The 12,897-nt window shown below is 66.6% G+C and carries 12 protein-coding genes and 1 tRNA gene; 5 read left to right on the top strand and 8 right to left on the bottom strand.

Annotated features, from left to right (window positions below):
* Positions 1 to 21: 21 nt before the first annotated feature.
* The 5 genes from VAPA_RS09255 to VAPA_RS09235 form a co-directional block, all read right to left on the bottom strand.
* Positions 22 to 1,932 carry a SurA N-terminal domain-containing protein gene (locus VAPA_RS09255; protein ID WP_021006505.1) on the bottom strand — a complete coding sequence of 637 codons (1,911 nt, stop codon included), beginning with the start codon at positions 1,930 to 1,932 and terminating at the stop codon, positions 22 to 24.
* 77 nt (positions 1,933 to 2,009) lie between these two features.
* A tRNA-Val gene (locus tag VAPA_RS09250) sits at positions 2,010 to 2,085 on the bottom strand.
* 28 nt (positions 2,086 to 2,113) lie between these two features.
* Positions 2,114 to 2,386, bottom strand: a complete 273-nt coding sequence (locus tag VAPA_RS09245) for an HU family DNA-binding protein (RefSeq protein WP_007830705.1) — start codon at positions 2,384 to 2,386, stop codon at positions 2,114 to 2,116.
* Between the two features lie 215 nt (positions 2,387 to 2,601).
* A complete protein-coding gene (locus tag VAPA_RS09240) occupies positions 2,602 to 3,687 on the bottom strand; it encodes a tartrate dehydrogenase (RefSeq protein WP_021006504.1) in 1,086 nt (361 codons plus the stop codon).
* A complete protein-coding gene (locus VAPA_RS09235; protein ID WP_021006503.1) occupies positions 3,684 to 4,598 on the bottom strand; it encodes an alpha/beta fold hydrolase in 915 nt (304 codons plus the stop codon). Before VAPA_RS09235 ends, VAPA_RS09240 begins: the two co-directional genes overlap by 4 nt.
* A gap of 70 nt (positions 4,599 to 4,668) precedes the next feature.
* Between VAPA_RS09235 and VAPA_RS09230 the strand changes: the two genes are divergently transcribed.
* Entirely contained in the window at positions 4,669 to 5,631 is a 963-nt protein-coding gene (locus tag VAPA_RS09230) for a LysR substrate-binding domain-containing protein (protein ID WP_080666794.1), read from the top strand.
* Positions 5,632 to 5,650: 19 nt separating this feature from the next.
* Here VAPA_RS09230 and VAPA_RS09225 read toward each other — a convergent pair whose 3' ends face one another.
* From VAPA_RS09225 to uvrC, 3 genes are read right to left on the bottom strand one after another with little or no spacing between them, the layout of a single operon-like run.
* Positions 5,651 to 6,538, bottom strand: coding sequence for a DMT family transporter (locus VAPA_RS09225; protein ID WP_021006501.1), 888 nt, complete (start codon positions 6,536 to 6,538; stop codon positions 5,651 to 5,653).
* Positions 6,535 to 7,101 (bottom strand): CDP-diacylglycerol--glycerol-3-phosphate 3-phosphatidyltransferase, encoded by a 567-nt coding sequence (gene pgsA, locus VAPA_RS09220; RefSeq protein WP_021006500.1) that lies wholly within the window; start codon positions 7,099 to 7,101, stop codon positions 6,535 to 6,537. The genes VAPA_RS09225 and pgsA overlap by 4 nt, the downstream gene beginning before the upstream one ends.
* Before the next feature lie 60 nt (positions 7,102 to 7,161).
* Positions 7,162 to 9,123 (bottom strand): excinuclease ABC subunit UvrC, encoded by a 1,962-nt coding sequence (uvrC, locus tag VAPA_RS09215; protein ID WP_021006499.1) that lies wholly within the window; start codon positions 9,121 to 9,123, stop codon positions 7,162 to 7,164.
* Positions 9,124 to 9,211: 88 nt separating this feature from the next.
* Between uvrC and earP the strand changes: the two genes are divergently transcribed.
* From earP to VAPA_RS09195, 4 genes are all read left to right on the top strand, one after another.
* Entirely contained in the window at positions 9,212 to 10,363 is a 1,152-nt protein-coding gene (gene earP / locus VAPA_RS09210; protein ID WP_021006498.1) for an elongation factor P maturation arginine rhamnosyltransferase EarP, read from the top strand.
* A gap of 189 nt (positions 10,364 to 10,552) precedes the next feature.
* Positions 10,553 to 11,107: an elongation factor P gene (gene efp, locus VAPA_RS09205; protein WP_012746921.1), complete on the top strand. Its 555-nt coding sequence runs from the start codon at positions 10,553 to 10,555 to the stop codon at positions 11,105 to 11,107.
* 91 nt (positions 11,108 to 11,198) lie between these two features.
* Positions 11,199 to 11,978, top strand: coding sequence for a crotonase/enoyl-CoA hydratase family protein (locus VAPA_RS09200; protein ID WP_021006497.1), 780 nt, complete (start codon positions 11,199 to 11,201; stop codon positions 11,976 to 11,978).
* Positions 11,979 to 12,032: 54 nt separating this feature from the next.
* Positions 12,033 to 12,896, top strand: coding sequence for an LOG family protein (locus tag VAPA_RS09195; RefSeq protein WP_021006496.1), 864 nt, complete (start codon positions 12,033 to 12,035; stop codon positions 12,894 to 12,896).
* Position 12,897: the final 1 nt, after the last annotated feature.

The following is a 12,897-nucleotide window of genomic DNA, read 5'->3' as shown; positions in this document are numbered from 1 at the left end:
ACGGTGCGCATCAGGCCCAGGTCAGCGGGCCACAGGCAGCGTATCCGCTGGCTTCGGCACGATGATCTCGGCCTTGAAGCGTTCCTTCAGCAGGTTGTAGTACGCAACTTCTTCCGCCGCGGTCACCGACTGGCCGACCTGCGCGTTCTCCTGCTGCGTTTGCTCGGGCGTCGACGGCGTGCGCGGAACGACCTTGGTCACGCGAACCACCGCATAGCCTTGCGTGCCCAGATCCACGCCCACCAGCGCGGGCAGCTTGGCCGCATCGGCGCGCAGCGCGGCGTCGATGACCGCAATGGGCTGGGCCTGCGCTTCGCGCCGCGAAACCGTGACCGGCGCGCCGAAGGTGGCGCCGTCGGCCTTGGCGGTCCAGGCGGCGAGCTTGGCTTCGCCCTCTGCCTTGGCCATGACGGCGGCACGCTCGGTGACGAGCTGCGCGCGGATCTTGTCCTTGACTTCGGCCAGGGGCATCGGATGCGCGGGCGTGTACTGCGTCACGCGGCCTGCCGCGAGCTGGTTGGAACCGACTTCGATCGCTTCGGTGTTCTGCTTGCGGTCCAGCGAATCGGCCGCGAACAGCGCGCTCAGGAAATTGCGGTTCGCCAGCACGCCGGTGGCACCCGGGGCCGGGGTGCGTGCGACGCTGCTTGCCGTCTGGATCGTGAGCTTCAGTTTTTCTGCCGCCGGCTTGAGGCTGTCGGGCTGCTGGTAGACCGCATCGGTGAAGGTCTCCGCGGCCTTCGCGAATTCCTGCGTCGCCTGCTGCGCGCGAACCTCGTTTTCGATGGTGGCGCGCACCTGCTCGAAAGGCGGCACCACGGCCGGCTTGATGTCGGCGAGGCGAATGATGTGATAGCCGAACTCGGTCTCGACCACGTCGCTGATGTCACCCTTCTTGAGCGCGAACATCGCGTCTTCGAAAGGCTTGACCATCGCGCCGCGCGTCACGAAGTCGAGGTCGCCGCCCTTCTCCGCCGATCCGGGATCTTGCGAATTCTTGCGCGCGACGTCGGCGAAGGTGGCGGGCGCCTTCTTCACTTCGGCGAGCAACTGCTCCGCCTTGGCCTTGGCTTTGGCGCGGTCGGCTGCCGATGCGCTCGCCGGCGCGGTGATCAGGATGTGGCTGGCGCGACGCTCTTCCTTGGCGCCGAAGCGCGCCGTGTTCTGTTCGTAGTAGCTCTTGAGATCGGCCTCGTTCACCGAGATGTTCTTCTTGGCCGCCTCGAGGTCGAGCACGAGGTATTCGATGCTGGCCTGCTCGGGAGCCTGGAACTGCGCCGCATGGTCCTTGTAGTAGGTTTCGACGTCGGCATCGCTGACCGTCACCTTCGACGCGAAGCTCTCGGGGCTGAAGCGCGCGACCTGGATCTCGCGGCGGTCGTAGAAGGCATTGATGGTTGCCGCAGCCAGCGCGGGCGGCGTGAACGCCGTGCCCGAGATGCCCAGCAGCATCTGCTGCGTGGCCAGTTCGGCGCGCATCGACGCCTCGTACTGCTCCGGAGTGCGCCCGGTGACGCGCTGGAAGCTCTCGCGGTCGAACTTGCCGTCCGGCGTGCGGAACGCCGCAAGACCCGTGTCCTGCGCAAAGATCCGTGACAGCCGCTCTTCGGAGATCGTCACGTTGGCCTTGGCTGCCGCAGCGGCCAGCACGCGATCGCGCACCATGCGCTCCAGCGTGGCATAGCGCATCACGTCGGATTCGAGCAGCGTCGGATCGACGTTGGGCGATTGCTGGCGGATGCGGTCGGTTTCGAGGCGGTGCTGTGCATCCCACTCGGGCCGGGTGATGGCCTGGCCGTCGACCCGCGCTACCTTCACTTCGCCGCCGGAGCCCTGATAGCGATCCACGCCAAAGAGGACGAACGAGGGAATGATCAGCAAGAACAAGAAAATCATGACGATCTTGTTGTACCTGCGGAAGAAATCAAACATGCTTGAACACTCTTTTGCGACGGATGTCGGGACGGCAATAAAAAAGGCGAACCTGTGTTCGCCTTTGCATCGGGTGGTGGTGGGTGCTGAGGGGCTCGAACCCCCGACCTACGCCTTGTAAGGGCGCCGCTCTACCAGCTGAGCTAAGCACCCCACCGGGAATACTCTCCGAGTCTACGTCTTAGTTCAGCGCGTCTTTCAACGCCTTGCCCGGACGGAACTTCGGAATCTTGGCGGCCTTGATTTTAATCGCGTCGCCGGTGCGTGGATTGCGGCCGGTGCGAGCGGCCCTTTTACCGACTGCGAAAGTGCCGAAACCGACCAGCGACACCGAGCCGCCTTTTTTGAGCGTGGTACGAATGGCGCCGATGGTGGATTCCAGCGCGCGGGTGGCGGCTGCCTTGGAAATATCGGCGTTCTTTGCGATGTGCTCAATCAGTTCGGTCTTGTTCACAAGGGCCCCTTGTAGAAGAAATAAAGTTGGTCGGCTTTCGTCAGCTGCGAGCTGGCCGCGAAATGACGCGGCTCGAGAAGCCTGGCAGGACTGACGCCTCGGCAGCGCACTGCCAGCGAGGATTACAACCACTGGTCTGCAGGGTGTCAATACGACACGAGGCCATGCAGAACAGCGGAGCGCGCGATTTTAGGGGCGTTTCGTGAAGTCGAATTTCAAAGGGCCTGCGCAATGGCCTTGCCGAGATCGCTGGTGCTCGCCTTGCCGCCGATGTCGGGCGTGCGCGGCGCTCCGCTTTGGGGCGCCAGCACCTTTTCGATGGTGGCCAGGATCGCGTCGTGCGCCTTCTTGTGGCCCAGGAACTCGAGCATCATCGCGCCGCACCAGATCTGTCCGATGGGGTTGGCAATGCCCTTGCCCGCGATGTCGGGCGCCGAGCCATGCACCGGCTCGAACAGCGACGGCATGGTGCGCTCGGGGTTGAGATTGGCACTGGGCGCGATGCCGATGGTGCCGGTGCAGGCCGGGCCCAGGTCGGACAGGATGTCGCCGAACAAATTGCTGGCCACGACCACGTCGAAGAAGTCGGGCCGCTGCACGAAGTGGGCCGTGAGGATGTCGATGTGGAACTTGTCGAGCTTCACCCCCGGGTAGTTCTTCGCCATTTCGGCCACGCGCTCGTCCCAGTAGGGCATGGTGATCGAGATGCCGTTCGACTTGGTGGCGCTCGTCAGGTGCTTCTTGGGGCGCGACTGTGCGAGCTCGAAGGCGAACTTGAGCACGCGGTCCACACCCACGCGCGACATCACGGTTTCCTGCACCACGATCTCGCGCGGCGTGCCTTCGTACATGCGCCCGCCGATGCTCGAGTATTCGCCTTCGGTGTTCTCGCGCACGATGTACATGTCGATCTCGCCGGGCTCGCGCGGCGTGCCGTCGCGCCGCACCACGGGGGCGATGATGCCGGGCATCAGCCGCGCGGGGCGCAGGTTGATGTATTGGTCGAACTCGCGGCGGAACAGCAGCAGCGAGCCCCAGAGCGACACGTGGTCGGCAATCTTCTCGGGCCAGCCGACCGCGCCGAAGTAGATGGCGTCATGCCCGCCGATCTGGTCCTTCCAGTTGTCGGGCAGCATCTTGCCGTGCTTCTCGCAGTAGTCCCAGCTCGAAAAGTCGAAGTGGTCGAACTTCAGGTCGATGCCGAACTTGCGCGCCGCGGCATCGACCACGCGCAGGCCTTCGGGCATGGTTTCCTTGCCGATGCCGTCGCCGGCGATGACTGCGATTCTGTGGGTGGTCATGGTCTGGTTCCTTCTTGCGGGAGAGGGGGAGTGAAAAACTGGAGTGCCTCGGCGAGAAGATCGCTCGGGGCTTCCTCCGGAACATAGTGGCCGCAGGGCAATGCGTGGCCCGAAACCTGAACGGCGCATTGGCGCCACAGCGCCAGCACGTCGAAGCAGCGGCCCACCGCGCCGTGCTCGCCCCAGAGCACGCGCAGGGGCTGCGCAAGCCTGTGGCCGGCGGCGATGTCGGCGCGGTCGTGCACGAGATCGATGGTGGCGGAAGCGCGGTAGTCGCCGCAGATGGATTCGGCCGTACCCGGAATGCCCGCACAGCGCTCGTATTCGGCCAGCACCTCGGGCGCGAACGGCGCGAGCCCCGCGTGGCGCCCACCCATCACGCTGCGCACGTAGCGCACCGGGTCGGAAGCGATCAGCGCCTCGGGCAGCGGCGGCGGCTGGATCAGGAAGAACCAGTGCCAGTAGGCGCGCGCAAACGCCTCGGTGGTGTTCTCGTACATCGAGAGCGTGGGCGCGATGTCCAGCAGCAGCATGCGGTCGACGGCCGCCGCCTGGTCGGCAGCCAGCCGATGCGCGACCCGCGCGCCGCGGTCGTGGGCCAGCACGCCGAAGCGCTCGAAGCCGTGATGGCGCATGGCGGCGAGTGCGTCGAGCGCCATTTCGCGCTTGCTGTAGGCCACATGGTCGGCATCGTCTGCGGGGCGGCCAGAGTCGCCATAGCCGCGCAGGTCCACCGCCACCACCGTGAAGTGCTCGGCGAGCGCCGGCGCCACGCGATGCCAGATCAGGTGCGTCTGCGGATGGCCGTGCAAAAGCAGCAAGGGCGCACCGCGCCCGCCGATGCGGCCATGCACGCGCACGCCATTGCGCTCGATGTCGAATTCGGAAAAGTCGAAGAAGGAAGCAGTCACGCGGCAATTGTGCGTTGCGCCCCATCGATCATCAAGCAACAATCGACCAATTCATACTTTCCAATCTGGCATGAATCCATTGTCGATGGACCGCGGCGATCTCGAACTGGTACTGGCCATCCGCGACCAGGGAAGCCTCGCCGGCGCATCCACCACCCTGGATGTGGTGCCTTCCGTCGTGACCAAGCGGCTTGGCGCACTCGAGGCACGGCTCGGCCAGCGCCTGTTCGAACGCACCACGCGTCGGCTCAGCGTGACCGCCGAGGGCGAAGCCGTCTGCCTGCACGCCAAGACGCTGCTGGAAGGCTTTTCGGCCCTCGAAAGCGAACTCGGCGAGCGGCAGAACGAGCTGGTCGGCACCATCCGGCTGGCGGCAACTTTCGGTTTCGGGCGGCGCTGGCTCGGCCCCGCCCTGGCCAGCTTTCAGGCGCGCCATCCCGGGCTGCAGATCGAGTTGCTGCTGACCGAGCGGCTCCCCGATCTCGGCGCCGAAGGCTACGACGGCGCGCTGTGGCTCTGGGCCGTGCAGCAACGCCGCGCGGCCGACTGGGTCACGCGCCGCATCGCGCGCAACCAGCGTGTGCTTGCCGCCTCTCCTGCATACATAGCGCGGCGCGGCCTGCCGGCCACGGTCGACGCGCTGCGTGCGCACGACTGCCTGGTGGCGCGCGAGAACGGCGAGGTCAACCAGCGCCAGTTCGCCCTGTGGACCCTGCGCCACGCGCGCGACGGCAGCACGGCGCGCGTGCGCGTCCAGGGGCCGTTGACGAGCAATTCGGGCGAGATGGTGCGCGACTGGTGCCTGGCCGGGCACGGCATCATGCTGCGCAGCCTCTGGGACATTGCGCCGCAACTGGCTTCCGGCGAACTGGTGCGCGTGCTGCCCCAGTTCGCCATGCCCGATGCCGACATCCACTGGATTGCGCCCTGGCGCCCCAAGACGCCGCGCCGCGTGCGACTGCTGCTCGACCACCTGGCGGAACAGTTTCGCGGCGAGCCCTGGAAACCGGGCAAGGCCGCTTCGCCGCGCTGAAGGAAGAAAAAACGCCGGGTCAGCGCCCGCTGCGCACCACCAGGCTCACTCCGACAGCCGTCAGCCCGATGCCCAGCAAGGTCACCAGGGTGATCGGCTCGGCGAACAGCAGCCAGGCCATGACCGCGGTACACGGCGGCACCAGGTAGAGCAGGCTCGTGACGGCGGTGGCCGTGCCACGCTGGATCAGCATGTAGAGCAGCGAGCTGCCACCGAGCGACAGCACCAGCACCGACCAGGCCATGGCGCCGGTCGAATGCGCGTTCCATTCGATGCCCTGCGACTCCATCGCCGCAAAGGGCAAGCTCACGAGCAGCGCCGCCGCCATCTGCACGGCGCTCGCACTGCGCACATCGCAGGGCGCAACGAAGAGCTTCTGGTACAGCGTGCCCGCCGTGATCGACAGGAGCGCCATCACCGCAAGCCCCATCGTCAACGCGCTGACCTCGGTGCCTTGCCCGAACTTGCGCGACACCACGAGCACCAGGCCCGCAAAGCCGAGCACCAGCCCGGCCCATTGGCGCTGCGAAATGCGCCCGCCGTTGAACGACAGCCAGATGGCGGTCAGCACCGGCTGGATGCCGACCAGGAGCGCCACCAGCCCCGCGCCCATGCCCGCATGCACTGCCGCCCACACGCCACCCAGGTAGCCCGCCTGCATCAGGATGCCCGTGACCGCCAGGTGTCCCCACTGCGCGCGCTCCTTCGGCCAGGCGACCCGCGCGAGCGCAACCCAGATGCCGAAGCACACGAGAGAGAGCGCATAACGCACGGCCAGGAACTTGAGCGGCGGTGCGTAGGGCATGCCGTAGCGCGCGACGATGAAGCCCGTGCTCCATATGAGCACGAAGACCGCCGGCATGGCCCGCAGCCAGCCCGCGTTGCGAGCCGCGGCCGCCATCGTCATTTGCTGTGGGCCCGGATCTCGGGAATGGCCTTCTGCAGGTAATAGACCATCGACCACACGGTGAGCACCGCCGAGATCCAGATCAGCCACTGGCCCCAGAGGCCCGTGTCGATGACTTTGAACAGACGCCCGTCATAGAGCAGGAAGGGAATCGCGATCATCTGCACGGTCGTCTTGACCTTGCCGATCATGTGGACCGCCACGCTCTTGCCGGCGCCGATTCGCGCCATCCATTCGCGCAGCGCCGAGATGGCGATCTCACGGCCGATGATGATCAGCGCCACGAACACATCGGCGCGCTGCAGGTGCACCAGCACCAGCAGCGCGGCGCACACGAGGAACTTGTCGGCCACCGGATCGAGGAAGGCGCCGAAGGCCGAGGTCTGGTTGAGCTTGCGCGCCAGGTAGCCGTCGAGCCAGTCGGTGGCGGCGAAGACGATGAACATCACCGTGGCGATCAGGTTGCGCATCGGCTCGGCCATCGGCAGGTAGAACACGCCGACGATCAAAGGGATCGCGACAATGCGCGTCCAGGTCATGATGGTCGGTAAGGTCCAGAACATCGCTTGATTGTGTCACGGCGGGATGACCTCGCCGTCTTGCTCATCTCTCGGTACCGGCCTTCAATGCAGGGCCTTGTAGATTTCCTCGGCGAGGTCCGTGGCAATGCCTTCGACCGATGCAATGTCTTCGACGCTGGCGGCCGCCACGCCGCGGATTCCGCCAAAACGCTGCAACAGGCGCGCCCGGCGCTTGGGTCCGATGCCCGGAATGTCTTCGAGCTGGCTGCCGCCCACGCGCACCTTCGCGCGCTTGGCCCGCATGCCGGTGATGGCAAAGCGGTGCGCCTCGTCGCGGATCTGCGCCACCAGCATCAGCGCCGCCGAGTCCTTGCCCAGGTAGACCTTCTCGCGGCCATCGGCGAACACCAGCTCCTCGAGCCCGACCTTGCGGCCCTCGCCCTTCTCGACGCCGACGATCAGCGACAGCGGCAGGCCCAGTTCGCTGAACACCTCGCGCGCCATCGACACCTGCCCCTTGCCGCCATCGACCAGCACCAGTTCCGGCATGCGCGCGGTCCGGGTCTTGGGCGATGCGTCGCTGCCATCGCTCTCGGCGTCGCCCGGCGGCAGCGCCCCGGTCTCGGCCGCCATGGCCTCGGCCAGCTTGCCGTAGCGGCGGTGCAGCACCTGGCGCATCGCGGCGTAGTCGTCGCCGGGCGTGATGCCCTCGATGTTGTAGCGGCGATATTCGCGGTTCTGCATCGTGTGGTGCTCGAACACCACGCACGACGCCTGCGTGGCCTCGCCCGCGGTGTGCGAGATGTCGAAGCATTCGACGCGAAAGTTGTCGAGGTCGTCCGGCGCGAGCTCGAGTGCATCGGCCAGCGCGCGGGTGCGCGCCTGCTGCGAGCCCTCCTCGGCCAGCAGGCGCGCCAATTGCAGGCCGGCGTTCGTCTCGGCCATTTCGAGCCAGTGCCGGCGCTGCTCGCGCGGCTGGAACACGGCTGTCACGCGCGCGCCGGCCTGCTGCGAGATGGCCTCGATCAGCTCGCGGCTCACCAGATGGCTCAGCACCAGCGTGGCGGGCACGGGCACGTCGATGTAGTGCTGGGCAATGAAGGCCTCGAGCACCTGCACCTCGACCGAGTCGGCCGGAATGGGTGCAGCGCCCTCCTCCGCATCGAGCTCGCCATGGTGGATCTGCGCGGCGTCTTCCACGTGCACGGGAAAATAGGCGCGATCGCCCAGGTGCCGGCCGCCGCGCACCATCGCCAGGTTGACGCAGGCCTTGCCGCCCTGCACCTTGACGGCGAGGATGTCCACGTCCTTGTCGGATGCGATCTCGATCGACTGCTGGTGCAGCACGCGCGAGATCGCCGACATCTGGTTGCGCAGCTCGGCCGCCTGCTCGAACTCGAGCTTCTCGGCATGCTCGGTCATGCGCGCCTCGAGCTTCGACAGCACGAGCTGGGTATCGCCCATCAAAAAGGCTTCGGCGCTGGCCACGTCCTGCGCATAGGCCTCGGGCGAGATGTAGCCCACGCAGGGCCCCGTGCAGCGCTTGATCTGGTACAGCAGGCAGGGCCGCGTGCGGTTGGCATACACCGTGTCCTCGCAGGTGCGCAGCTTGAAGACTTTCTGCAGCAGCTGGATCGACTCCTTCACAGCCCAGGCGCTCGGGTAGGGCCCGAAATAACGGTGCTTCTTGTCGACCGCGCCGCGGTAGTAGGCCAGGCGCGGAAACTCGTGCGACGCGATCTTCAGATAGGGATAGCTCTTGTCGTCGCGGAACAGGATGTTGTAGCGCGGCTTGAGCGTCTTGATGAGATTGTTCTCGAGCAGCAGCGCCTCGGCCTCGGAGCGAACCACCGTGGTCTCCATGCGCACGATCTTCGAGATCATGTGGCCGATGCGCGTGCCGCCATGGCTCTTCTGGAAATAGTTGGCGACCCGCTTCTTGAGATTGCGCGCCTTGCCCACGTAGAGCACCGCGCCGGCCGCGTCGAAATAGCGGTAGACGCCCGGCAGCTGCGGCAGGGCCGCGACTTCGCTGAGCAATTGATCGGAATGCACGTCTGACATGGCGGCTATTGTGGCGCGCGCGGACGGCGCGGCTGCGCACTACGGTCTTGTCGTTGCCGAGCGCGCATTCTCTGCATGGCCGACCGGCATGCCAGGCAGGCACCACGGCCTCGGGCCGCCGAAGACGGGCACACTGGCGCCCATGCAATGGGACATTTTCTGCAGGGTCATCGACAACCATGGCGACCTCGGCGTGTGCTGGCGGCTGGCCAGCCAGCTGGCGGCGCTCGGCGAGCGCGTACGACTGTGGATCGACGACGCCACGGCGCTGCACTGGATGGCGCCCGCGGGCTGCGAGGGCGTGAGCGTGATCGACTGGCTCGAGCCCGCCGCCATCCGGCACGCCGTGGCGGCCCCGCCGCCCGATGTGCTGATCGAAGCCTTCGGCTGCGAACCGGCACCCGAACTGATCGCGCGCTTCGCCGAGGCCCAGGCCGCGGGTGGGCCGGGCCGGGCATGGATCAATCTCGAATACCTGTCGGCCGAGCCGTACGTCGAACGCCTGCACGGCCTGCCGTCGCCGGTGTTCAAGGGACCCGGCGCGGGGTTGACGAAGCGCTTTTTCTATCCCGGCTTCACGCCCGCCACGGGAGGGCTGCTGCGGGAGCCCGGCCTGCTTCAGCGACGAGCGCGCTTCGACCGCGCGCAATGGCTGGCGGCGCAAGAAATCCCCTGGCGCGATGGGGAGCGCCTGGTTTCGCTCTTCTGCTATGAGCCCCCGGCGCTGGCGCCCCTGCTCGAGCAGCTGGCGGCAGATTCGCAGCCCACGCGGCTCCTGGTCACCTCAGGTCGCGCCGCGCACGCGGTCAGGGCGTTTTTTTCCGGCCGGGAACAGCCGGACCACGGGCTCTCGGGACTCGGCGCGCTATCAATTTCATACCTGCCCTATCTCACGCAGCCGGACTTCGACCACCTTCTCTGGGCCTGCGACCTGAATTTCGTGCGCGGCGAAGATTCGCTCGTGCGGGGCCTGTGGGCCGGCGCCCCGCTGGTCTGGCAGATCTACCCGCAGGACGACGACGCGCACCACGTCAAGCTCGGCGCCTGGCTCGACTGGCTGGGCGCCCCGCCGTCCCTGCGGCAGTTCCACCACGCCTGGAACGGATTCGACAGCAGCCCCCTGCCCCCTCTCGAAACGCAGGGCCCATGGCGTGAAACCGTGCTGGCCGCCCGTGAAAGGCTGGGCGCGCAAGAGGACTTGGTCACTCAATTGCGGCATCTGGTCGCCGGAAAAAGCTAAAATAGCGGGCTTTGCGGATTTCGGCCCGGATTTACACTGATCCGAGATGCTCTCCGCCAAACCTGCCGCGGGACATGTACCGTGGGGCCAATGATGCCGGCAAGACACGCCGGCAAGACCTTGCAAACCACATTGCAAACGTCGCCGATGGCTCTGCGCACCGAGCGGCCAACATCCAGAGAACCTGATATGAAAATCGCTCAAGAAATCCGCGCCGGCAACGTCATCATGCACGGCAAGGACCCGATGGTCGTCCTCAAGACCGAATACAGCCGCGGCGGCCGCAACTCCGCCACCGTGCGCATGAAGCTCAAGAGCCTGATCGCCAACTTCAACACCGAAGTGGTCTTCAAGGCCGACGACAAGATCGACCAGATCGTGCTCGACAAGAAGGAATGCACCTACTCCTACTTCGCCGACCCGATGTACGTCTGCATGGACACCGAGTACAACCAGTACGAAGTCGAGGCCGAGAACATGGGCGACGCCCTCAACTACCTCGAAGACGGCATGCCGGTCGAAGTGGTGTTCTACGACGGCAAGGCCATCTCGGTCGAACTGCCGACCAGCGTCGAGCGCGAAATCACCTGGACCGAGCCGGCCGTCAAGGGCGACACCTCGGGCAAGGTGCTCAAGCCCGCCAAGATCGCCACCGGCTTCGAAGTGCCGGTGCCGCTGTTCGTCTCGCAAGGCGACAAGATCGAAATCGACACCCGCACCGGCGAATACCGCAAGCGCGTCTGAGGCGATCCGGCGGTCGGATTCCCGCCGGCTGCCACCTCCGCAAAAGGCTCCGCAAGGAGCCTTTTCCGTTGATGGGCTTACCCTTGCGCCCATGAACACACCCGCCAGCGTCCGCACCGAGATCGATGGGCCGGTCAGCACCATCGTCATGAGCCGTCCGAAGCAGCGCAACGCCGTCGACCGGCCCATGGCCGAGGCGCTGCACGCCGCCTTCGAGCGCTTCGAAGCCGATGAAAGCCAGCGCGTTGCGGTGCTGTGGGGCGAGCACGGCACCTTCTGCGCGGGCGCCGACCTGGGCGCGGTCGGCGACCCCGCGCGCCGCAACGAACTCGACCTCGAGGGCGGCGGCCCGGGCCCCATGGGCGCGACACGCATGGCGCTCGCCAAGCCTCTGATCGCCGCCATCAGCGGCCACGCGGTGGCTGGCGGCCTGGAGCTCGCGCTGCTGGCCGATCTGCGCGTGGCCGAGGAAGATGCCGTGCTTGGCGTGTTCTGCCGGCGCTGGGGCGTGCCGCTGATCGACGGCGGCACGGTTCGGCTGCCGCGCATCGTCGGCATGGGCCGCGCGCTCGACCTGATCCTGACCGGGCGGCCCGTGAGCGCCCGGGAAGCGCACGCGATGGGCCTGGTCGACCGCGTGGTGCCACCAGGCCACGCGCGTCTCGAGGCCGAAGCGCTCGCGCGCGAGATCGCGTCGTTCCCGCAGCAGTGCATGCTGGCGGACCGGCATTCCGCCTACGCCCAATGGAACCTGCCGCTGGCCGATGCGCTGCGGCAGGAAGGCCGGCTCGGCGTGCCGATCGTCGCGGCCGAAGGCGCAGCCGGTGCCGAGCGCTTCGTTCGCGGCGCGGGCCGGCATGGCGCTTTCTGAGCCGGTCGGGCGTGACGCTGCACAATGTACCGAGTCTTCCTGTCCGATTTCCCCATGAACAATACGCACGACCTTCACGACAAGCGCCTCGCGGACGCCTGGGCCACCCTCAAGTCCCACTCCGAAAAAGGCCTTCCGCTCGACCCCGATCCTTCGCGCCTCGCCTTTGCCGATCCGGAGTTCCTGCTGCGCCGCGAAACCCGCGGCATCCGCATGCAGCTCGAGCTGATGAAGCCCGACCTGGAGCAGCGCGCCCACGGCATCGAGAACACCGTGGTGGTGTTCGGCAGCGCGCGCTTTCGCAGCGAGGACGAGGCAGCCGCGCTGGTCGCGCAGGCCGAAGCCGGCGGCGATGCCGTGGCGGCCGAGCGCTGGCGTCGCCTGGCGCGCAGTTCGCACTACTACGAGAAGGCACGCGCCTTCGGCAAGCTGGTGGCGCAATACAGCGGCGACAAGGAACCGGAAGACAAGCTTTTCGTCTGCACCGGCGGCGGCCCCGGCATCATGCAGGCGGCCAACCGCGGCGCGCACGAAGGCGGCGGCCTCTCGGTCGGCCTGGCCATCGCGCTGCCCATGGAAGAAGAAGCCAACCCCTACGTCACGCCGGCGCTGAGCTTCAAGTTCCACTACTTCGCGATCCGCAAGATGCACTTCATGATGCGTGCCAAGGCGCTGGTGGCGTTCCCGGGCGGCTTCGGCACGCTGGACGAGCTGTTCGAGGTGATCACGCTGGTGCAGACCCGCAAGTCGAAGCCGGTGCCGATCGTGCTGTTCGGCTCGGCCTACTGGAAGAAGCTGATCGACTTCGACTTCCTGGTCGAAGAAGGCGTGATCTCGCCGGCCGACGTCAAGCTCTTCGAGTACGTCGACGCTCCCGAAGACGCCTGGGATGCGATCAAGCGCTTCTACAAGCTGTGAT

The organism is Variovorax paradoxus B4 (genome assembly GCF_000463015.1).
In the GTDB taxonomy this organism is placed as follows: Bacteria; Pseudomonadota; Gammaproteobacteria; order Burkholderiales; family Burkholderiaceae_C; genus Variovorax; species Variovorax paradoxus_E.
Note: the sequence above shows the minus strand (reverse complement) of the source record. Positions and strands in the feature narration are given on the sequence as shown.

Coding starts and splice junctions, on each gene's coding strand:
- VAPA_RS09240 (WP_021006504.1), bottom strand. CDS start 3,687: ATGACCACCCACAGAATCGCAGTCATCGCCGGCGACGGCATCGGCAAG.
- uvrC (WP_021006499.1), bottom strand. CDS start 9,123: ATGTCAGACGTGCATTCCGATCAATTGCTCAGCGAAGTCGCGGCCCTG.
- VAPA_RS09255 (WP_021006505.1), bottom strand. CDS start 1,932: ATGTTTGATTTCTTCCGCAGGTACAACAAGATCGTCATGATTTTCTTG.
- efp (WP_012746921.1), top strand. CDS start 10,553: ATGAAAATCGCTCAAGAAATCCGCGCCGGCAACGTCATCATGCACGGC.
- pgsA (WP_021006500.1), bottom strand. CDS start 7,101: ATGTTCTGGACCTTACCGACCATCATGACCTGGACGCGCATTGTCGCG.
- VAPA_RS09225 (WP_021006501.1), bottom strand. CDS start 6,538: ATGACGATGGCGGCCGCGGCTCGCAACGCGGGCTGGCTGCGGGCCATG.
- VAPA_RS09230 (WP_080666794.1), top strand. CDS start 4,669: ATGAATCCATTGTCGATGGACCGCGGCGATCTCGAACTGGTACTGGCC.
- VAPA_RS09195 (WP_021006496.1), top strand. CDS start 12,033: ATGAACAATACGCACGACCTTCACGACAAGCGCCTCGCGGACGCCTGG.
- earP (WP_021006498.1), top strand. CDS start 9,212: ATGCCAGGCAGGCACCACGGCCTCGGGCCGCCGAAGACGGGCACACTG.
- VAPA_RS09200 (WP_021006497.1), top strand. CDS start 11,199: ATGAACACACCCGCCAGCGTCCGCACCGAGATCGATGGGCCGGTCAGC.